The following is a 19,687-nucleotide window of genomic DNA, read 5'->3' on the forward strand; positions in this document are numbered from 1 at the left end:
CGATCTGTCAATTCAGGGAAAAGAAAACCGGACGGCCGGAGCGGCGGGCGCTCGGGCCGTTCAGCGGGAAGGCATGGCGTCTCAGAACCGCGCCGGAAGGCCCTGCGCGCAGCGGGTGAAGTTCATCAGTCGCGGCCACTCGGTCTGGGTGTCGTAGAGCCAGCGCTTGCACTCCTGCTGGGTGCGGAAGCAGCCGACGCCCCAGGCGGGCTCGAGGCCGCGATCCCAGACATCCGGCTTGGAACCAGAGAAGCGCGAGAACCACACCTTGCGCGCGCCCATCTTGCTGGCGAGCGCCTTGCAGTCGCCCTGCGAAACATTCTGGCCATAGCTCAGCCCGAACATGACCTGCGCGCCGGCCGGCGGGGGGGCGGCGATCGTGCCGGCCAGTGCCGCCGCTGTCAGTGCCGTCATTGCCAATCGTCTCATCGCGATGCCCTCCAGGAACCCCATTCTAAAGGTGCGGCGGCGCCCGTTGAAGTCAAGCGCCGCCGCAATCATCCCGGGCAGGGATCAGCCGTTGTCGGTCGCCTTGCCGGCGACGACCTTGATGGCGAAGGCCGTCGAGAAGGCCGTCTCCTTCAGCCGGTCGAAGCGGCCCGAGGCGCCGCCATGGCCGGCGTCCATGTTGGTCTTGAGCAGCAGCGGGGCGTCGCCCGTCTTCTTCTCGCGCAGCTTGGCGACCCACTTGGCCGGTTCCCAATAGGTGACGCGGGGATCGGTCAGGCCGCCGATCGCCAGGATCGGCGGATAGGCGTGCGCGCCGACATTGTCATAGGGCGAATAGGAGCGAATGGTCGCGAAGTCCTCGGCGCTCTCGATCGGATTGCCCCATTCCGGCCATTCCGGCGGCGTCAGCGGCAGCGTGTCGTCGAGCATGGTGTTGAGCACGTCGACGAAGGGGACCTCGGCGATGATGCCGCCGAACAGGTCCGGCTGCATGTTGGCGATGGCGCCCATCAGCATGCCGCCGGCCGAGCCGCCCCAGGCGACGATCCTGCCGCGCGCCGTGTAGCCTTCCTTCGCCAGATATTCGCCCGACGCGATGAAATCGGTGAAGGTGTTGGTCTTCTTTTCGCGGCGGCCGTCGGCATACCAGCGGAAGCCCTTGTCCTTGCCGCCGCGGATATGGGCGATGGCGTAGACGAAGCCGCGATCGACCAGCGACAGCCGCGAGATCGAGAACGAGGCGGGAATGGTGATGCCATAGGCGCCATAGCCATAGAGCAGGCAGGGCGCGCTGCCGTCGAGCTTGGTGTCCTTGTGGTAGAGCAGCGACACCGGCACCGTCTCGCCATCCGCCGCCGTGGCGAACACCCGGCGGGTGACGTAGTCGGCCGGGTTGTGGCCGGAGGGGATTTCCTCCTCCTTGCGCAGCGTCCGCTCGCGCGTCGCCATGTCGTAGTCATAGACGCGCGACGGGGTCGTCATCGACGAATAGGTGAAGCGCAGCGTCGAGGTATCGAACTCGTAGCCGTCGCCCATGCCGAGCGAATAGGCCTCCTCGTCGAAGGCGATCGCGTGCTCCTCGCCGCTGGCGAGCGCGCGGACGATGATCCGCGGCAGGCCGGCGAAGCGCTCGAGCCGGACCATGTAGTCCTTGTAGACCGTCATGCCGAGGATCAGCGTGCCCGGCACATGCGGCACGAGGTCGACCCAGTTCTCGCGGCCGGGCGAGGCGACCGGCGCTGTGACGATCTTGAAGTCCTCGGCGCCGCCGGCATTGGTCAGGATGTAGAGCGTGTCGCCGCTGTGATCGACGGAATATTCCTCCGCCGTCACCCGCTCGGCGATCAGCCGGTGCGCGCCGGTCGGGTCCTCGGCATCGAGCAAATGGACTTCCGACGTCTCGTGGTCGTGGCTGTCGATCAGGATGTAGCGCGAGGACTGCGTCTGGCCGACGCCGAGGAAGAAGCCGGGATCCTTCTCCTCGAAGACGAGCACGTCCTCGGATTGCGGCGTGCCGACGACGTGGCGATAGATCCGGCAGGGGCGGTGGTTGTCGTCCAGCACGGTGTAGAACAGCGTGTTGCTGTCGGCCGCCCAGACGCCGCCGCCGGTCGTCGCCTCGATCGCGTCGGAGAGATCGGCGCCGCTTTCGATGTCGCGCACATGCAGCGTGTAATATTCCGAGCCCTTGTCGTCATAGGCGAAGGCGAGCCGCTTGTGATCGGGGCTGTGATCGGCGCTGCCGAGCCGGAAATAGGCGCGGCCGGCCGCCATCTGGTTGCCATCGAGCAGGATGGTCTCCGGCCCGCTGCCGTCGCGCGCCGTGCGCACGACGAGCGGCTGCTCGGCGCCCTCGGTGAAGCGCATCGCATAGGCGAAGTCGCCATCGGGCGAGGGGACGGAGGAATCGTCTTCCTTGATGCGGCCGCGCATCTCGGCGAACAGCTTCGCCTGCAGATCGTCCGTCTCCGCCATGGATGTCGCCGTATGGGCGTTCTCGGCCTCGAGATAGTCGCGGATTTCCTGCGACAGCAGGGTCGGGTCGCGCATCACCTCCTGCCAGTTGTCGGCGCGGAGCCAGGCATAGTCATCGGTCAGGGTGACGCCGTGCACGGTCGAGGTCACAGGCTTCTTGGCGGCGAGGGGCGAGGTCACGAGGGAGAGTGCTCCTGCGGAAAGGCGAAAATGAACTGCCGAGCCCGGACCCGGATTGGCGCGAGACGCGGCGGGGTCTCCCGGAAGTCGCGGCACCATAGGCCACAAACTGCCGGGAGGGGAGGCATCGGTTGCAAGGGCGCCGGTGGCGCTCGTGGATATCGCTCAGCCTTCGCTGCCGTCGTCCGGCTTCAGCTTCAGCGCCGTCCCATTGGTGCAATAGCGCAGGCCGGTCGGGTTCGGGCCGTCCGGGAACAAATGGCCGAGATGCGCCTCGCAGCTGGCGCAGACGATCTCGGTGCGCACCATGCCATGCGAGCGGTCCGTCACCTCGCCAATGGCGTCGTCGCCGACCGCCGCGTAGAAGCTCGGCCAGCCGCTGCCGGATTCATACTTGGTCTCGGACCGGAACAGCGGCGCGCCGCAGGCGACGCAGGTATAGAGCCCGGCGCGCTTCTCGTGCAGATACGGGCCGGTGCCCGGGCGCTCGGTCGCCTGCTGGCGGGTGACGGCATATTGTTCGGGCGTCAGCTCGGCGCGCCACTCGGCATCGGTCTTCTCGACCTTCTTGCGTCCGGCTTCAGTCTCGGGGCGGGTGTTCGTGGTCATGCGCGCTCCTGTCGATCTGCGGCCGAAATGCCGGCGCGGCAGATGGCAATCGAGTGAAACACAAGCTGGCCTATCTAGATAGGCGATCGCAGCGATTTCACAATTGGTCGGGTTCACGTTGTCGCGCTTGTCGGTTTGCGGTCCGGTTTTCCTTGGGCTGGCCGTCTCGACGTGCTTTATCTGCCTTCATCCGTCGAATCACCCATCACACATCGAAGGATGTCCTGAACAGGAGGAGCCGATTACATGCTGCGCACCGCTAGTCTTGCGCTTGCCCTGTTCGTCTTCTGGCTGCTCTTGTCGGGTCACTACACGGTCTGGCTGATGACTGCCGGGCTCGCCGTCTCGGTTTTGCTGGCGTTGGCGGGCCGGCGTCTCGGCTTTGCCGACGAAGAGGGCCATCCGGTCGATCGGGTGATCGCCGGCCTGACCTATTGGCCATGGTTGGCGCGCGAGATCGTCAAGTCCTCGATCACGGTGACCAAGATCATCCTCGACCCGAAGCTGCCGATCTCGCCGCGGCTTTTCCACACCAAGGTGTCGGCGCGGACGCCGGTCGGCGTCGCGACCTATGCCAATTCGATCACGCTGACGCCCGGCACCATCACCGTCGCCGTCGACCGCGAGAATGACCGCTTCCTCGTCCATGCGCTGACCGGCGCCGGCGCCGACGACGTCGAGGCGGGCGATATGGATCGCCGGGTGAAGCGCTTCGAGGGGAGGGCGGAATGATCGCCGCGGCACTTCTCGCCGTGCTGGCCGCCATGGCGCTGGTCGTAGTGCGGGCCCTGCGCGGGCCGACTACCTTCGACCGGCTGCTGGCCGCCAATTCGATCGGCAATGGCGCGATCCTGGTGCTCGCCCTGTTCGGCTTTCTGACCGGGCGGCCGGAATTCCTCGACCTCGGCCTCACCTACGCGCTGCTCAACTATGTCGGCATCTTCGCCGTGCTGAAGTTCTTCCGCCTGGGTTCGCTCGGCGCCGAAGCGGAGGCGGACCAGCGATGATCGACCTTCTGCGCGAGATCGCGGCCGGGCTGTTCCTGTTCGCGGGTGCGTTCTTCCTGCTCGCAGGCGCCATCGGCATGAACCGGATGCCGGATCTCTTCACCCGCATGCACGCCGCCTCGGTCGGCGACACGCTCGGCGTCAGCCTGATGCTGATCGGAATGGTGTTCCTCGCCGGCTTCACGCTGGTGACGGTGAAGCTCGTCTTCCTGCTGGGCTTCCTCCTGTTCATGGGGCCGGTGGCGTCGCATGCGCTCGCCGCCGCCGCTCTCCAGGCCGGCGTGAAACCGGTGCTGGCCGAGAACGGCGAGTCCAAGAAGGCCGAGCCCAAGAAAGCCGAGCCCACCGTGAAGGCGCCCGCGCGAAAGACCTCCTCCCGCAAGCGGGGCAAGCCATGACCGAACTCGCGACGATCGAGACCGCCGTCACCATCGTCCTGCTGCTGCTCCTCGGCGCGGTCACGCTCGGCATCGTCCGCGTGCGCGGCCTGTTTGCCGCCGTGGTTCTGCTCGGCGTCTACAGCCTGCTGATGGCGACGCTCTTCATCGTTCTCGACGCGGTCGATGTCGCGATGACCGAGGCCGCCGTCGGCGCCGGCGTCTCGACCGTCTTCTTTCTCGGCGCGCTGTGGCTGACCGATACCGTCGAGGCGCCGGCCCGGCAGCGTCAGTTCATGCCGCTCTTCGTCGCGCTGGTCACGGCCGGCGCGCTGCTCTGGGGCGTGAGCGACCTGCCGCCATTCGGGTCCGCCGATCAGCCGATCCACCGCGAGGGCGCGGACTACCTCGTCCGCTCGCTGCCCGAGACGGGCATCGCCAATGTCGTCAGCGCGGTTCTCGCCAGCTATCGCGGCTTCGACACGCTGGGCGAGACCACGGTCGTCTTCACCGCCGGCATCGCCATCCTGGCGCTGCTCAAGCGCCGTCGCGGCGAGGGAGGCAACTGATGCGGCTCGATGTCGTCCTGCGCGTCACCACCAAGTTCATCCTGGCGCCGCTGCTGCTCTTCGCGCTCTACGTCCAGTTCCACGGCGATTACGGCCCGGGCGGCGGCTTCCAGGCCGGCGTAATCGCGGCGGCCGCGATCATTCTCTATGGCCTGATCAACGGCCTCGGCCCGGCGCAGAAGATCGTCCCGGTCGGCCTGCTCGAGGTGCTGATCCCCGGCGGCGTTCTGATCTATGTCGCGGTCGGCATCGCCGGCATGCTGCTCGGCGACAATTTCCTCGACTACAACCACCTCGCCCATGACCGCATCCATGGCCAGGAATGGGGCGTGTTCCTCGTCGAGGTCGGCGTGTTTCTCACCGTCTTCTCGACGATGATCGCGATATTCTACGCCTTCGCCGGCCGGAGGCGCTCGTGATCCTGCAATTCGGCCAGATCGCCACGATCCTCTTGATGGTCGCAGGGCTCTATGTGGTCATCGCGCGCGGCAACTTGATCAAGAAGCTGATCGGCCTGTCGCTGTTCCAGACCTCGGTCTACCTGCTCTACATCCTGCCTGGAAAGCTGCTCGGCGGCACCGCGCCGATCCTCGACGCCGGCTATTCCGTCTACGCCAACCCGCTGCCGCATGTGCTGATCCTCACCGCGATCGTCGTCGGCATCGCGACGCTGGCGCTCGGCCTGACGCTGGTGGTGCGGATCAAGGAGGCTTACGGCACGATCGAGGAGGACGAGCTCCTGCTGCGCGACGGCCCCAGGGAGAGCGGCAGGGAAGACGCTTCGGGCAAGGCGAATGCCGCCAGCCGCAAGACCAGCAGGACCATCAAGACCGGCAAGGGCGGGAAGCCGGCATGATCGCTCACCACCTACCGGTTCTGTTGATCCTTGCGCCGCTTATTGGCGCGATCCTGGCGGCGCTGTCGCGCAACGGCTTCGTCGCCTGGTTCATCGCCCTCGTCGCCTCGGCGCTGACGGCGGCAACCTCTGTCGCGCTGGTGCTGCGCGTGCAGGCGGAAGGCGTCATCTCCTATCGCATCGGGGGCTGGGCGCCGGAACTCGGCATCGAATATCGCGTCGATGCGGTCAACGCCTTCATCATCCTTCTCGTCGGCGTCGTCGCCTTCGCGACGATGATCTTCGCGCGTCGCAGCGTGCTGGCCGAGATCATCCCGGAGCGCGTCGCGTGGTTCTACACGATGATGCTGCTCTGCGTGGCGGGCCTGCTCGGGATGGCGGTGACGGGCGACGCCTTCAACGCCTTCGTGTTCCTCGAGATCTCGTCGCTCTCGACCTATACGCTGATTGCGCTCGGCCGCGACCGCAGGGCGCTGGTCGCCGCCTATCAATATCTGATCGTCGGCACGATCGGCGCCACCTTCTACGTCATCGGCGTCGGCCTGATCTATCTCGTCACCGGCACGCTCAATCTCGGCCTCATCGTCGAGCGGATCGGCGCCATCGAGAGCTCGCGCGCGCTGATCGTCGCCGAGGCTTTCATCGCCGTCGGCATCTCGCTCAAGCTGGCGCTGTTCCCGCTGCATGCGTGGCTGCCCAACGCCTATGCCTATGCGCCTTCCAGCGCTTCCGTGCTGCTCGCCTCGACGGCGACCAAGGTGGCGGTCTACCTGCTGGCGCGCTTCCTGTTCACCGTCTTCGGCATGGATGCTGGCCCGGGCGGCATCCCGGTCGGGACCATCCTGATGGCGCTCTCGCTCGCGGCGATGTTCATCCCCTCGGCCGCCGCCATCTTCCAGAACGACGTCAAGCGCATCCTCGCCTTCTCCTCGGTCGGCCAGGTCGGCTACATCACGCTCGGCCTCGCGCTCGCCAATCCGACCGGCGTCACCGGCGGCCTGCTGCATCTCTTCAACCACGCGCTGATGAAGGGCGCGGCCTTCATGGCGATCGGCGCCATCGTGCTCAAGGCGGGCACCGCCAAGCTCGACGAACTCTCCGGCATCGGCCGCACCATGCCGTGGACAACGGCGGCGCTCACCGTCGCCGGCCTCGGCCTGATCGGCGTGCCCGGCACCAGCGGCTTTGTGTCGAAATACTACCTGATCCTCGGCGCGTTCGAAGCTGGCCTCGGCTGGCTGGCGATCCTGATCGTCGCGAGCTCCTTCCTCGCCGTGCTCTATGTCGGCCGCATCGTCGAGGTGGTCTGGTTCCGCGAGCCGGCCGCAGCCGCGCGCGAGGCCAGCGAGGCGCCGCTTGAAATGCTGCTGCCGATGTGGCTGCTCGCCGGCGCCACCATCTGGCTCGGCCTCGATGCCGAGGGACCGGCGGGCCTTGCCCGCGCGGCGGCAAGCGCGCTGCTCAGGGTGGCGCCATGACCTTCTCCAACGATCCCGTCCTGCTGGCGCTCGCGCTCGCCATTCCCGCGCTGGCGACGCTTGCCATCGCCATGCTCGGCCGTTGGCCGAACCTGCGCGAGGCGGCGACCCTTGCCGCGGCGGTGCTGCTCTTCGGCGCGGTGATGGCGCTGCTGGCGCATGTGCTCTCCGGCGCGCGGCCGGAGCTGCATCTCGTTTCCGTCGCGCCCGGCCTTTCGCTGGCGCTGAAGATCGATCCGCTCGGCATGCTGTTCGCCGCCGTCGCCGCGACGCTCTGGATCGTCAACTCGCTCTATTCGATCGGCTATATGCGCGGCAATGACGAGCCGCGGCAGACGATCTTCTACGCCTGCTTTGCCATCGCCATCTTCGCGACCATGGGACTGGCGTTTTCCGGCAACCTGTTCACCCTGTTCGTCTTCTACGAAGTGCTGTCGCTCTCGACCTATCCGTTGGTGACCCACAAGCAGAGCCCGGCGGCGATGAAGGCAGGGCGGGTCTACCTGCTCACCCTCGTCGGCGCCTCGATGGTGCTGTTGCTGCCCGCGATCGTCTGGACCGGCCTTGCCGCCGGCACGCTCGATTTCCGAACCGGCGGCATTCTCGCCGGCAAGCTCGGCGACGGCGCGCTGGCGCTGCTCTTCGCCCTGTTCGTCTTCGGCGCGGCCAAGGCGGCGGTGATGCCGCTGCATCGCTGGCTGCCTGCGGCCATGGTGGCGCCGACGCCGGTCTCGGCGCTTCTGCATGCCGTCGCTGTGGTCAAGGCGGGCGTCTTCACCATCCTGAAGGTGGCCGTCTCTGTCTTCGGCATCGAGACGCTCTCCGCCAGCGGCGCCAGCGAATGGTTGGTCTATGTCGCCGGCTTCACCATCGTCGTCGCTTCCGTCGTCGCGCTCCAGGCCGATGATCTGAAGCGCCGGCTGGCCTATTCGACCATCGGCCAGCTTTCCTACATCGTGCTGGCGGCGGCGCTCGCGTCGCCCGTCGCCGTCCTCGGCGCGGCCTTGCACATCGCCGCCCACGCCGTCTCGAAGATCACGCTCTTCTTCGCCGCCGGATCCGTCTACACGGCGGAGCATGTGACCAAGATCAGCCAGATGGACGGGATCGGCCGCCGCATGCCCTGGACGATGGGCGCCTTCGCGATCGGCGCTCTCTCCATGATCGGTCTGCCACCGACGGCCGGGTTCCTCGGCAAGTGGTTCATCCTCGATGCCGCCACCGGCGCCACCAACCGGTTCGCGGTCGGCGTCATCGTCGTCTCGACCGTGCTCAACGCCGCCTATTTTCTGCCGATCCTGACCCGCGCCTTCCTGCGCCCGGCGAACGGCCCGCGCCAGGAAGCCCCGCTCGCGATGGTGATCGCGCTGACCGTCACAGCGGCCGGCACCGTGTTGCTCTTCCTGTGCCCGGGCGTTCCGTTCCGCCTCGCTTCGATGATCATGGGAGGGTGAGATGCGTTCTTCTGCCAGTAAGACCCTCACCCAACCCTCTCCCGCAAGCGGGCGAGGGCTTTTCCGCCGGCGCGCTTCAGAAGCAACGTGCCTGAACGAGCACGCACAGTCGCGCTCCCTCTCCCGCGCGCGGGAGAGGGTTGGGGTGAGGGGCTTTTCCAACGCCGGGGGAAAGCCATGACCGCCACCCGCCGCAAGATCCTGATCGCCCTCGTCGTCGCTCTCGTGCTCCTGGTCGTCGCCGACAGCTTCGTCACCCATCATCCGAGCTTCGGCATCGATGGCACGCCGGGCTTCGCCGCGTGGTTCGGCCTCTTCGGCGCGGCGGTCGCGGTCATGGTCGCTCATGGCTGGGGCCGGCTGATGCGTCGACGCGGGGAGCGGGCGGATGACTGAGACTTTCGGGCCGCTGTCGCCCGCCCTCGTCCTGATCGCCGCAGGGCTGATCCTGCCGCTGCTGAAGGAGCCGCTGCGCAACGCGCTGTTCCTGCTCGCACCGGCGATCGCACTGGCGCTCGTCTGGATGCTGCCGCTCGGGCCGGGGCTGGTCGTCGACTGGCTCGGCCTGCATCTCGTGCCGATCGCCGCGGACGGGTTTTCGCGCATCTTCGGCACGGCCTTCGGCATCGCCGCGCTCGCTGGCGCGCTCTATGGCGTGACGCAGCCGAGCGCCACCGAGAAGGCGGCCGCGCTCGTCTATGCCGGCGCGGCGCAGGGCATCGCCTTTTCAGGCGACCTCCTGACCCTGTTCGTGTTCTGGGAGATCCTGGCGATCGGCTCGACGCTGGTGATCTGGTCGAACGGAAATGCCCGCGCGGGCCTGCGCTATGCGCTCATCCATGTGCTGGGCGGCGTACTGCTCTTCGCCGGCATCGCCGCCGAGATCGCCGGTTCCGGCAGCCTGTCGCTGCAGGCGATGCGCGCCGACAGCGTCGGCCGTTGGCTGATGCTAGCCGGCATCCTCGTCAACGCCGGCGCGCTGCCGCTTTCCGCCTGGGTTGCCGACACCTATCCGAAGGCGTCCTGGTCGGGCGCGGTGTTCCTCTCGGCCTTCACCACCAAGGCGGCGGTGCTGGTGCTGATCCGCCTGTTTCCGGGCGAGCCGGCGCTGCTCTGGATCGGCCTCGCCATGGCGGTCTACGGCCTCGTCTACGCCCTGCTCGAAAACGATATTCGCAAGCTGCTCTCCTATTCGATCGTCGGCCAGGTCGGCTTCATGGTCGTCGCCGTCGGCATCGGTTCGCCGCTGGCGCTCGCCGCAGCGGCCCTGCACGCCCTGGCGCACATCCTCTACAAGTCGCTCCTGATGATGGCGGCCGGCTCGATCCTGCGCGCCACCGGCGAGATGCGCCTGACCGGGCTCGGCGGGCTCGCGCGCGCCATGCCGGAGACGGCCGCCGCCATGCTGGTCGGCGGCCTCTCGCTCGCCGCCATGCCGCTCACGGCCGGCTTCGTCAGCAAATCGGCGATCATGGCGGCGCTGGCGGCCGACCAGGCCGGTTTCTACTGGTTCGCTCTGACGGCGGTTTCGGCCGGGTCCTTCCTTTATATCGGGCTGAAACTGCCCTTCTTCGCGCTGTTCGGGCCGGAGCGCGCGAGGGTCGAGATCCAGCCCACGCGGTCGATGCGGGCCGCGATGGGCGCGCTTTGTCTTCTGCTGGTTGCATCGGGTTGCTTCCCGGGATGGCTGGAAACACTTGCGCCGGAGATCGCCGGCGTGCCGATCCTCGCGGCCGACCACATCCTGTTCCAGTTGCAGATGTTAGTCGGTGCAAGTTGCATATTTGCCTTCTTGCTGCCGTTACTTCGCCCCAGTCTTGGATTTACGCTGGACGTCGACTGGTTGTGGCGCGAGCTGCCACACCGCGCGGCGCCGCGCTGGCGCCGGGTTAGGGGGCTTTTTGACAAGGCGGGTGCTGACTTCCGGGCCGAGGCGCGCCGGAGCTGGGGCTCCTTTTCGCAGCGTTCAATCCTGCGTCTTGGCGCGGCCGGCAACTGGCCAACCGGCAAGATCGCCTTCTGGGCCACAGCGCTTCTCGCGATCTATGTATTGATCGCGGCATTGTGAATGGGGATTTGCCCGGGGCCGTGTGATCAGGGGAATATTGGCCGAGACGAATCGCCGCGACCATAAAGATGTGCCGCGGCCTAACAATGCACCGACTTAATGCTTGTCTTTGCGGAAACGCAATTATATAGGTGCGACGAAGTAACGGATTTAGCGCGCCGATGGCCACTGCCGATGCTTGGATTTGTCCGGCTCTGGCGCCGTCGAAGCTGCAAGCTCTCAATTTCTTCGTTACAGAATTGCTATGACACAACCGAAGTTAGGGTAGACCATGATTGAAAAAACGGCAGGAAGCGATCTGATAGATCTGACGGCTGACATCGTTTCCGCGTATGTCAGCAACAATTCAGTTTCGGCGCATGACCTTCCCGGTCTGATCACCGAAGTCTATCAGGCGCTCAACCGTACTCATGGTGGCGTCGTCGAGCCCGAGCCCGAGCCGCTGAAGCCGGCGGTGAACCCGAAGAAGTCGGTGTTCCCGGACTATATTGTCTGCCTGGAAGACGGCAAGAAGTTCAAGTCGCTGAAGCGCCACCTTCGTACGCATTACGATCTGTCGCCGGAAGAATACCGCGAGAAGTGGGGCCTCCCGGCTGACTATCCGATGGTCGCGCCGAGCTATGCCGCCGCCCGTTCGGAACTGGCGAAGAAGATGGGCCTCGGCCAGCAGCGCAAGCGCCGCTGATCGCGCCATCCGCTCGAATGACAAAGGGCCCGGCATCGCCGGGCCCTTTTTGTTGCGCGGTGCATCCTTCAGGGGCGCAATTGCCGACGTTCGCTCTCATAGGCCTGGTGCAGGGCGATGTGGCGGTTGAGGTCGTAGGTCCAGTGGCCGGCGCGGCCGCGCATCCGCTCGGTCCGGAGCGCGCGGGCGAGCCGGGCGACGATCCGCCGCCGCGCTGCCTCGCTCTCGTCGGCGAGTTCGGCCGGCAGCATCGGCAGCAGCCGCGGCAAACTGGTCTGGCGCCGGTAGAGCGCGACGCCGGCCGCGATCGCCGCGTCGACGGCGTGGCGGGCGCGGTGGCGGATCGGCGCTTTCGTGATGGGATCGTCTGGAATTCGGGCAGGGCGGGCCATGGTCGTCTCCGGTTTCGGAGCCCCGATTGTCCCGCCGCCCCGACGCGCGGGGATAAGCCGGCCCTCTATCCCCGCGTCGCCGCTCCCGCCAAAGGCGGAGGATCCTCATCCAAAAAATCTATCCCCGCCCTTCGCGGATAGGACTATCGTGGTCTAGGATTAAAATCCTATATTGCGTTACGGGAGGTTCCGATGGTGGGAAGAGCGGCCCCAGCGGCTGAAAATCGTGAAATCCAGCAGCGGCGCACCCGCGAGGAAGGCACGCGGCGGATGCTGGTGTCCCTTGTCGGCTCCGCGCTCGCCGTCGATGGCGAGAGGCTGTGCGGCGCCGGACGGGGCACGGCCCGGGAGGCGCATGCCCGCCAGGTTGCTGTTTACATCGCCCATATCGCGCTCGGCCTCAGCTACACCGAGGCCGGACGGTTGTTCGGTCGCGACCGCACGACGGCGGCGCATGCCTGCCGTCGCGTCGAGGAGCAGCGCGAGAGCGAGCGGATCGACCAGTTCGTCGACAGGCTGGAGCGAGCCGCCTGCCGCGCCACCTTTCAAGCGGGGAGGGCATGATGGCGAGGCGCGAAGCGGCGCGTCTCGCCCGTCGTCTCGCCACTGCCGGCGCGAGGCTGGAGCCGGATGCGGACGGATACGGCCTTGTCTCGCCGCTGACGGCCCGACGGGGCGCTGTCGAGGCGACGAGCGTCAGGGCGCTGCTCGCCGATGGCGCGCTTGAGGCCGATGGCGCCGGCTATATCCTGTCGGCGGCGGGCAGGGCGATGGTGCGGCGGCTGCTTGCCGGCGGCGAGGATTTCGCCGGCCAGCACCAGAGCCGCGAACGGCGGACGCTCGAGGAGGACGGCGCGCGCAACACCGTGCTCGTCGACGCCGGCGAGAGCCCGCTCGCCTGGTTGCGGAGCCGCAAGGGGCGAGACGGCAGGCCGTTGATCGATGACGCGGCATTCAGCGCCGGCGAGCGGCTGCGGGCGGATTTCACGCGCGGGCAATTGATGCCGCGCGTGACGTCGAATTGGTCGGCGGCGGTGGCGAGCGGCCGGCGCGGCGGCCCCGGCGGCATGGCCGACCTGACGGAGACGGCGCTTTCGGCGCGATTGCGGGTGGAGCGCGCTCTAGCGGCGACCGGGCCGGAATTCGCCGGCATCCTCGTCGATTTCTGTTGCTTCCTGAAGCGGATCGAGGAGATCGAGCGCGAAAGAGACTGGCCGAAGCGCTCCGCCAAGCTGGTGCTGCAACTGGCGCTTTCGGCGCTGGCGAGGCACTATGGGCTTGCCGCGAGCGCGCAGGGGCGCGCATCTGGCGGCGGCATCCGTCACTGGGGCTCGGAGGACTTCAAGCCGAAGGCGGGCTGATCAGGCGGCGGCTTCGGCCGCCGCTTCCGTCTTGATGCGGTTGACCATGGAGCGCAGGCCGTTCGAGCGCTGCGCCGTCAGGTGCTCGCGCAGGCCGATCTTCTCGAACACCGCCTCGGCGTCGGTCTCGACGATTTCCGCCGCCGGGCGGCCCGAGAACAGCGCGATGACGATGGCGACCAAGCCGCGCACGATCAGAGCGTCGCTGTCGCCCTTGAAGTCGAGATGCGGGCCGTCTGCTTCCTGGCGCACGTCCTTCTGCAGCCAGACCTGGCTGGCGCAGCCATGCACGCGGTTGGCCTCGTTATGCGCTTCCGGCGGCAGCGGTTCGAGGGCGCGGCCGAGCTCGATCAGATAGCGATAGCGATCGTCCCAATCGTCGAGAAAGGCGAAATCGTCGAGAATCCGGTCGATGGGCGAGAGCGTGGCGGTGATGTTCATGGCATCCCGCATATAGCGTTTCGCGCAGCGGGATGAAACGGCCGGCGCCGAAAAGATTGTCAGGCCTTGCGCGGATGCGGCGCGCGCCAGTTCGGCTCCATGTCGGCCGGCGTCAGCGTGCCGCCCGTCGCGCCGACGCCAGGGAGCACCGGGGCCGGGCCGCCGAGCGTCCCGTCGATGGCGCTGTAGAGGAACTGCGCGCCATAGCGCGCCTTGGCGCCGAAGGCGGCCAGCGCGGCGCCGCCATGGCTGCAGACCTCCGGCTGGCGCTCGCACATGCCGGAGAGGTCTGCGACGGCGCCGCGGGCGGCGAGAACCGCGTCGATCGCGCTGACGCGCGGGGCCTGCACGCCGTGGCTCGGGTCGCCGGGAATCAGCAGGACCACGACCGAAAACCAGAAAGCCGCCCGGAGGATAAACATCGATCTGCCCTTCCGCCTTCCGAACCCATCGCCGCGCCACGATCGTTTCGTCGTGACGATGTCGATCCTAGGCGGCGCAACTGAAAGTGGCGTTCAGGCGGTTGGGCAAATTCTAGCGAACCGGTTCATGCGTGGGTAACCATGAAGGGCCGCGTTCCCTTGCCCCGGCGCTTGCGATACCCTCCGCCGGTTGACCGGGGGAGCGCGTTGAAAAGGCCGAGCCAAGCAGAAATCGAGGCCATGTCGTCGAGTTGGGCCTGGCGTCTGACACGGCCGATATACCGGCTCGAGCGCGAAATCCGGCGCTGGCGGCCGAAGCGTCTGTTGGCGAAGCTCGGGCGCGCCAAACAGCGGGAGAGCGCCGCTTTGCCTGTCGCCGCCGCCTCGATGCCGGCCGTCGCCGCATCGGCGCCGCCGCCTGCCGCCCAGCATGACGGGCCTGACGATTTCGTGCTCTATCGCATCCTCGGCAACGATCTCTTCCCCCGCCACCGCAAGGGGCAGACGCGTACGAATCTCGCGCTGATCCTTGCCCACGAGCCGGAGCTCGAAGACTGTCGGAAGCGCTGGATCGTCAACCGGATCATCGATCCGGCCGAGGAAGCGCTGATCATCGACCTGCTCGAGCGCAGCGGCCAGGCCTATACGCGCATTCCCTTCGATATCGGGGAATATGCCGGCATAGGCTGGGCGGAAGACGGCTTCGCGGAGCCGGGCTTTTTCCTGAGCAAGTCCTACGAGGCGTTGGGCCCGGAGGCGCGGGCGCGTGCCGAGGTGCATGCGCGGCGGCTGAAGAACATTTATGTCATGAACAACAATGGCGGCCGCAACCTCGCGCTTCGCGAGGGGCGCGGCCTGGCCAGATGGGTGCTTCCCTGGGACGGCAACTGCTTCCTGACCGAGAGCGGCTGGCGCGAGATCCGCCGCGCCGTCCTGGAGCAGCCCGATCTCAAATATTTCGTCGTGCCGATGCTGCGGGTTTCCAGCAACGAGCTCCTGCTGCGGGGGCAGATGGAACGGCCGGCCGAGGACGAGCCGCAGCTGATCTTCCGGAACGACGCGGTCGAGGTGTTCGACGAGGCGCGCCCCTATGGCACCCGGCCCAAGGTGGACCTGCTCATGCGCCTTGGCGTCCCGGGCCCCTGGGATCGCTGGCTCGCCGATACGTGGGAGGCGCCGATGGCGCCGCGCTCGGCGGAAGCGGGGAGATTCGCCCTTGCCGGATGGGTTGGGCGGCTCGAATCCGGCAAGCCGCACCTGGAGCGGAGCGGGCAGGGGACCGTGCGCGCCCTCGCCCGGGCCGATGCCATCGTAGCAGCGCTGGATTGGCTCGACCGGCAGGTCATGGCGAGCCGGGTCCAACCCGAGCGCCTCTGCCTCTACGACGAGGCAAAGATCGGCGAATTGGCGTCGGAAGCGTCCGCCACGCTGCGCTCGGCGCTGAAGGCGGATGCCGACGCTGCCCTGTCGCGCGGCCCCGGTTCCGTCGCCGACAAGCCGGCGCCCGCGCCGGGCGCAGGCGCCCGCGACTATTTCAGCCTGGCGCGCTATTGGTGGCCGGATCCCGCCTCGCCGGACGGCCTGCCCTATGTGAACCGGGATGGCGACGACGTCTTTCGCTCCGGCCTGCCGGGCTTCGCGCCCGAGCGCTTCGACCGGATGCGGGTCCAGCAGCTTTTCGATGATTCGATCGTGCTGGCCCTCGGCTGGGCGGCGCTCGGCGACGGGCGATATCTCGATCACGCCGCCGGCCTGGTCCGGACCTGGTTCATAGATCCGCGCACGCGCATGACGCCGCATCTGCGCTTCGCGCAGTTCGTGCACGGCCATGACAGCCATGACAGCACCGGCTACGGCATCCTCGATTTCAGCGGCCTGCCCCGGCTTCTCGATGCCGTGCGACTGATGGAGCGGGGCGGGGCGCTCTCTCCCGGAGACGGCCTCGCCTTCCGCCACTGGCTCCGCTCCTACGCCGACTGGCTGCTGGATAGTCCGCAGGGCCGCCATGCCAGCCGCCGGCTCAACAATCATGGCACGTTCTACGATCTCCAGATTGCAGCGATCGCCATCTTCCTCGGCGATATCGATGCCCTGAATGCCGCGCTCCGGCGTGTGCGGGAGCGACTGCCGCATCAGTTCGCGCCGGACGGGTCGCAGCCGCGTGAACTCGCCCGGTCGCGCCCCCGCCACTACAGCTATCTCAATCTCGTCGGCTGGATTGCGATCGCACGGCTGGCGGAGAGCGTCGGCGACGATCTTTGGAACTACGAGGCCGCGGACGGCCGCTCGCTCCGGAAGGCGCTCCGCTGGCTGATCGACCGGTGCGACGCGCGGGACTGGCCGAAGGGCCTCCCCGTCGAGGCCGAGCGACTGGCGGTCGAGCCGCTGCGCGCGGCCTACAGCGCCAAGTACGAGCCGGAGCAGGCGGGCCCCGCGCCGCAGCCGCCTTTCAGCCTGGATCCCATGCTCGGAATGGCGCCGTTCTGGCCGCTGCAGCGCTAGATCTCTGCCTGCCGGCCAGCTCCGTCCGGGTGGCAGGGATCCCTGCTAAGGCCGGCGGATCGCGTCGTCCGGCGCTTATCCTTAGGGTTCCCTTAAGCGGGGTCTGCCATGATCCCGACATTGCCGGGATGGCCCTTGTCGGGCCCTGCGCCGGCGGGCCGGAAGGCCGGAACGAGCGTCATTGGTGTGTTGTGTATGACGGTTTCATTCGAGCCCTTGCGGCGAATCATCGACGGGTTGGTCCATAGCTCGGTCGCTGACGAGCCGCTGCTCGCCGCGCGCCATCGCGCGTTCATCGCGGCGCATCTGGCCGTCGGCCTCGGCGTCCTCATGCTGTTTCCGATCTGGCTGGCGTTGGCCGGCCGTCCGTCCTTCGCCTCGGCCGTTGCCTTCGGCTGGCTGGCCGCGCCGCTGCCGATCGCCGGCTTCCTGTCGCGCACGGGCCGCTATGGCGAGGCTCATCTTCTTTCCGCCGTGGCGCTGGCCGGGCTCGTCGTCTGGGCCGGCATGCTGACCGGCGGCCTCGGCTCGCCGGCGCTCGTGCTGCTGGCGATCGTGCCGGCCGAGGCGGCGCTTTCCGGTTCGCGCCGGATCACGCTGGCGTCGATCACGATTTCCGTCTGCGCGCTTGCCGGGCTGGCGCTCGTGGCGCTGGCCGGCCTGCTCCCCGCGCCGATGGCCGGGCCCGTCTCCTTCGCGCCGATCCTGGTCGCGGCCGCGATCCTTTATGGCGCCGGCCTGGCGCTGCGCATCGAGCTGGTCCAGCGCGTCGCCGAGGGCGCCGCCCGCGACGGCGAGGCGCGCTATCGCATCCTCGCCGACAACACGGCCGAGCTCATCACCCGCCACAATGGCTCCGGCGCCGTCGAGTTCGCCTCGCCTGCCGCGCGCGCCATGCTCGGCTGCTCGCCGGCCGAGCTGATCGGCCACGGCCTGTTCGATCGCGTCCACGTCGCCGACCGGCCGAGCTATCTGCATGCGCTGTCCGAGGTCGATCGCACCGGCGAGCCGCGACAGGTCGAGTTCCGCCTGCGCCGGACCGCCGGCGACGATGCCGCCGGCTTCGTCTGGGCCGAGATGCGCTGCCGTCCGGCGCTCGATGCGGCGCAGGGCACGCGCTCGGTGGTCGCCGTCCTGCGCGACGTCACCGCCAGCCGCAGCCAGCGCGACGCCTTCGCCGAGGCGCAGTCCTCCGCCGACCAGGCCAACCAGTCCAAGGTGCAGTTCCTCGCCCATATGAGCCATGAGCTGCGCACGCCGCTCAACGCCATCATCGGCTTCTCGGAGATCCTGCAGCGCGAACTGTTCGGCAAGTTCGAAATGGCGCGCCACCGCGACTATATCCGGCTGATCCATTCCACCGGCGAGCACCTGCTGCAGGTGGTCAACAGCGTGCTGGACATGTCGAAGATCGAGGCGGGCAAGTTCGATGTCGTGGCGGCGCCGTTTCCGGTCGTGCCGGTGATCGACGGCGCGCTCGATATGATGGCGCAGCAGATCGCCGGTCGCGGCGTCAAGCTCGTCCGCCGCATCGATCGCGACCTGCCCGAGATCGTCGCCGACCGGCGCGCCTGCCGGCAGATCCTGCTCAACCTGCTTTCCAACGCCGCGAAGTTCACCGAAGCTGGCGGCACGGTCACGGTTTCCGCCACGCTGGAGCAGGGTGAACTCGTGATCGAGGTGCGCGATACAGGGATCGGCATCGCCGCCAACGACCTGCCGCGCATCGGTACGCCCTTCGTCCAGGCCGACGCCTGTGCCGAACGTCGCGGCGAGGGCACCGGGCTCGGCGTTTCCGTCGTCAAGGGCCTGGTGGCGCTGCAGGGCGGCACCTTCGCGCTAGAGAGCGAAACGGGTCGCGGCACGCGCGCCATCGTGCGCCTTCCCATCCGCCCCGCGCGCCATGCGGCGGCCCCCTTCATCCGCCCGGCTGGGACGGTCTTCGAGGAGAGGGAGCGTCGGCGTGCGTGAGCGGGAGGCTCCAGCAAGGCGGAAACGCCCGTCGAACCGGTCGCGCCGTCCGGCTCCGGAGAGCGAGAGCCTGATCGGCCGGCTGGCGGACAAGATCATCGAGAACCCCGGCCGGGCCGGCGGCTTCGCGCTGATCGCCATCGCCGTGACCTCGATTGTCTCCAACGCCGCTTTCCTGCAGACCAGGCATCATCCCGACCCGCTCTTCGTGACCCGCAGCGTCGCCGAAAGCCCGGCTCCTGCAGCAGCCGCTGCGTCGGCTCCGGCGGCGACCGCGCCGCCCGTTGCCGAGACGGTCTCCATGCCGCTGCCGAAGAGCCGTGTCGCCGCCACGCAGGCGTCACAACCGGCGCCGCCGCCTGCGCCGGCAAAGGCCCCGGCGACGGCTGCATCCACCGCACCGCAGCAGCCGGCCGCCACAGCTGCGCAGGGCCATGCCTCTCTAGTCGGCAATCTCGTCGCCGATACGCAGCGCGCGCTCCTCGATGTCGGCTTCTATGATGGCTCCGTCGATGGCGTTCTGGGACCGCAGACCAAGGCGGCGATTTCGGCCTTCGAGAAGCGGATCGGCCTGATCCCGACGGGGCAGCCGAGCCCGCGCCTGCTCAGCGAGATGCGCAGGGGGCGGCCGCGCGCCGCCGAGATCGCCGATCCGGTCTCCACCGGTTCGATCACGGATCCCGCCGGCCGCGCCCGCATGAAGCGCGTCCAGCAGGCGCTGAACCAGATCGGCTATGGTCCGATCGAGACCGATGGCCGCGGCGGCGGCAAGACCGCCAGCGCCATCCGCCGTTTCGAACGCGATAACGGCCTGCCCATGACCGGCGCGGCTGGTGACGCCGTCATCGCCAAGCTGGTGCTGATCGGCGCGATGGACACGCTTTGAGAGCG

The 19,687-nt window shown here is 67.9% G+C and carries 22 protein-coding genes; 16 read left to right on the top strand and 6 right to left on the bottom strand.

Going from position 1 to position 19,687, the window contains the following annotated elements:
• Positions 1 to 81: 81 nt before the first annotated feature.
• The 3 genes from WFK98_RS04630 to msrB form a co-directional block, all read right to left on the bottom strand.
• Positions 82 to 414 (bottom strand): hypothetical protein, encoded by a 333-nt coding sequence (locus WFK98_RS04630; RefSeq protein ID WP_336799417.1) that lies wholly within the window; start codon positions 412 to 414, stop codon positions 82 to 84.
• 99 nt (positions 415 to 513) lie between these two features.
• On the bottom strand, positions 514 to 2,604 hold the full coding sequence (locus WFK98_RS04635; protein ID WP_336799418.1) for a S9 family peptidase: 2,091 nt from the start codon (positions 2,602 to 2,604) through the stop codon (positions 514 to 516).
• A gap of 165 nt (positions 2,605 to 2,769) precedes the next feature.
• Complete coding sequence (msrB, locus tag WFK98_RS04640) at positions 2,770 to 3,213, bottom strand: peptide-methionine (R)-S-oxide reductase MsrB (protein WP_266341121.1); 444 nt, start codon at positions 3,211 to 3,213, stop codon at positions 2,770 to 2,772.
• A 246-nt stretch (positions 3,214 to 3,459) separates the two neighbouring features.
• On the opposite strand from msrB, the gene WFK98_RS04645 reads away from it, so the two are divergent.
• The 11 genes from WFK98_RS04645 to WFK98_RS04695 all read left to right on the top strand — a co-directional run bounded on the left by WFK98_RS04645 (position 3,460) and on the right by WFK98_RS04695 (position 11,707).
• Positions 3,460 to 3,945 carry a Na+/H+ antiporter subunit E gene (locus WFK98_RS04645; protein WP_336799419.1) on the top strand — a complete coding sequence of 162 codons (486 nt, stop codon included), beginning with the start codon at positions 3,460 to 3,462 and terminating at the stop codon, positions 3,943 to 3,945.
• Positions 3,942 to 4,220 (top strand): monovalent cation/H+ antiporter complex subunit F, encoded by a 279-nt coding sequence (locus WFK98_RS04650; RefSeq protein WP_266341123.1) that lies wholly within the window; start codon positions 3,942 to 3,944, stop codon positions 4,218 to 4,220. The genes WFK98_RS04645 and WFK98_RS04650 overlap by 4 nt, the downstream gene beginning before the upstream one ends.
• Entirely contained in the window at positions 4,217 to 4,618 is a 402-nt protein-coding gene (gene mnhG / locus WFK98_RS04655; protein WP_336799420.1) for a monovalent cation/H(+) antiporter subunit G, read from the top strand. Before WFK98_RS04650 ends, mnhG begins: the two co-directional genes overlap by 4 nt.
• On the top strand, positions 4,615 to 5,166 hold the full coding sequence (locus tag WFK98_RS04660; protein ID WP_336799421.1) for a DUF4040 domain-containing protein: 552 nt from the start codon (positions 4,615 to 4,617) through the stop codon (positions 5,164 to 5,166). Before mnhG ends, WFK98_RS04660 begins: the two co-directional genes overlap by 4 nt.
• Positions 5,166 to 5,585 (top strand): Na(+)/H(+) antiporter subunit B, encoded by a 420-nt coding sequence (locus WFK98_RS04665; RefSeq protein WP_266341126.1) that lies wholly within the window; start codon positions 5,166 to 5,168, stop codon positions 5,583 to 5,585. The genes WFK98_RS04660 and WFK98_RS04665 overlap by 1 nt, the downstream gene beginning before the upstream one ends.
• Positions 5,582 to 6,022, top strand: a complete 441-nt coding sequence (locus WFK98_RS04670) for a cation:proton antiporter subunit C (RefSeq protein WP_266341127.1) — start codon at positions 5,582 to 5,584, stop codon at positions 6,020 to 6,022. Before WFK98_RS04665 ends, WFK98_RS04670 begins: the two co-directional genes overlap by 4 nt.
• Positions 6,019 to 7,500, top strand: a complete 1,482-nt coding sequence (locus WFK98_RS04675) for a monovalent cation/H+ antiporter subunit D family protein (protein WP_336799422.1) — start codon at positions 6,019 to 6,021, stop codon at positions 7,498 to 7,500. The genes WFK98_RS04670 and WFK98_RS04675 overlap by 4 nt, the downstream gene beginning before the upstream one ends.
• A complete protein-coding gene (locus WFK98_RS04680; RefSeq protein ID WP_336799423.1) occupies positions 7,497 to 8,954 on the top strand; it encodes a proton-conducting transporter transmembrane domain-containing protein in 1,458 nt (485 codons plus the stop codon). The genes WFK98_RS04675 and WFK98_RS04680 overlap by 4 nt, the downstream gene beginning before the upstream one ends.
• Positions 8,955 to 9,131: 177 nt before the next feature.
• Positions 9,132 to 9,350: a hypothetical protein gene (locus tag WFK98_RS04685; RefSeq protein WP_336799424.1), complete on the top strand. Its 219-nt coding sequence runs from the start codon at positions 9,132 to 9,134 to the stop codon at positions 9,348 to 9,350.
• On the top strand, positions 9,343 to 11,022 hold the full coding sequence (locus tag WFK98_RS04690) for a proton-conducting transporter transmembrane domain-containing protein (protein ID WP_336799425.1): 1,680 nt from the start codon (positions 9,343 to 9,345) through the stop codon (positions 11,020 to 11,022). The genes WFK98_RS04685 and WFK98_RS04690 overlap by 8 nt, the downstream gene beginning before the upstream one ends.
• Before the next feature lie 271 nt (positions 11,023 to 11,293).
• Positions 11,294 to 11,707 carry a MucR family transcriptional regulator gene (locus WFK98_RS04695; protein WP_266341132.1) on the top strand — a complete coding sequence of 138 codons (414 nt, stop codon included), beginning with the start codon at positions 11,294 to 11,296 and terminating at the stop codon, positions 11,705 to 11,707.
• Positions 11,708 to 11,775: 68 nt separating this feature from the next.
• Here WFK98_RS04695 and WFK98_RS04700 read toward each other — a convergent pair whose 3' ends face one another.
• Positions 11,776 to 12,099 carry a hypothetical protein gene (locus WFK98_RS04700; RefSeq protein WP_336799426.1) on the bottom strand — a complete coding sequence of 108 codons (324 nt, stop codon included), beginning with the start codon at positions 12,097 to 12,099 and terminating at the stop codon, positions 11,776 to 11,778.
• 270 nt (positions 12,100 to 12,369) lie between these two features.
• Between WFK98_RS04700 and WFK98_RS04705 the strand changes: the two genes are divergently transcribed.
• Both WFK98_RS04705 and WFK98_RS04710 read left to right on the top strand, forming a co-directional pair.
• On the top strand, positions 12,370 to 12,663 hold the full coding sequence (locus WFK98_RS04705; protein ID WP_266341134.1) for a helix-turn-helix domain-containing protein: 294 nt from the start codon (positions 12,370 to 12,372) through the stop codon (positions 12,661 to 12,663).
• The gene (locus WFK98_RS04710; RefSeq protein ID WP_336799427.1) at positions 12,663 to 13,460 is read left to right on the top strand and encodes a DUF6456 domain-containing protein; all 798 of its coding nucleotides are present in this window, start codon (positions 12,663 to 12,665) and stop codon (positions 13,458 to 13,460) included. Before WFK98_RS04705 ends, WFK98_RS04710 begins: the two co-directional genes overlap by 1 nt.
• Here the strand turns inward: WFK98_RS04710 and WFK98_RS04715 are convergent, their stop codons facing one another.
• Both WFK98_RS04715 and WFK98_RS04720 read right to left on the bottom strand, forming a co-directional pair.
• The gene (locus WFK98_RS04715; protein WP_336799428.1) at positions 13,461 to 13,913 is read right to left on the bottom strand and encodes a SufE family protein; all 453 of its coding nucleotides are present in this window, start codon (positions 13,911 to 13,913) and stop codon (positions 13,461 to 13,463) included. It abuts the gene before it with no gap.
• Positions 13,914 to 13,960: 47 nt separating this feature from the next.
• Positions 13,961 to 14,323 carry a DUF5330 domain-containing protein gene (locus tag WFK98_RS04720; protein WP_266341137.1) on the bottom strand — a complete coding sequence of 121 codons (363 nt, stop codon included), beginning with the start codon at positions 14,321 to 14,323 and terminating at the stop codon, positions 13,961 to 13,963.
• 324 nt (positions 14,324 to 14,647) lie between these two features.
• On the opposite strand from WFK98_RS04720, the gene WFK98_RS04725 reads away from it, so the two are divergent.
• From WFK98_RS04725 to WFK98_RS04735, 3 genes are all read left to right on the top strand, one after another.
• Complete coding sequence (locus tag WFK98_RS04725) at positions 14,648 to 16,825, top strand: alginate lyase family protein (protein ID WP_336799429.1); 2,178 nt, start codon at positions 14,648 to 14,650, stop codon at positions 16,823 to 16,825.
• Positions 16,826 to 17,020: 195 nt separating this feature from the next.
• A complete protein-coding gene (locus WFK98_RS04730; protein WP_336799430.1) occupies positions 17,021 to 18,796 on the top strand; it encodes a PAS domain-containing sensor histidine kinase in 1,776 nt (591 codons plus the stop codon).
• The gene (locus tag WFK98_RS04735; protein WP_336799431.1) at positions 18,789 to 19,682 is read left to right on the top strand and encodes a peptidoglycan-binding domain-containing protein; all 894 of its coding nucleotides are present in this window, start codon (positions 18,789 to 18,791) and stop codon (positions 19,680 to 19,682) included. The genes WFK98_RS04730 and WFK98_RS04735 overlap by 8 nt, the downstream gene beginning before the upstream one ends.
• Positions 19,683 to 19,687: the final 5 nt, after the last annotated feature.

Source organism: Kaistia sp. MMO-174, from assembly GCF_037147815.1.
GTDB classification, from domain to species: domain Bacteria; phylum Pseudomonadota; class Alphaproteobacteria; order Rhizobiales; family Kaistiaceae; genus Kaistia; species Kaistia nematophila.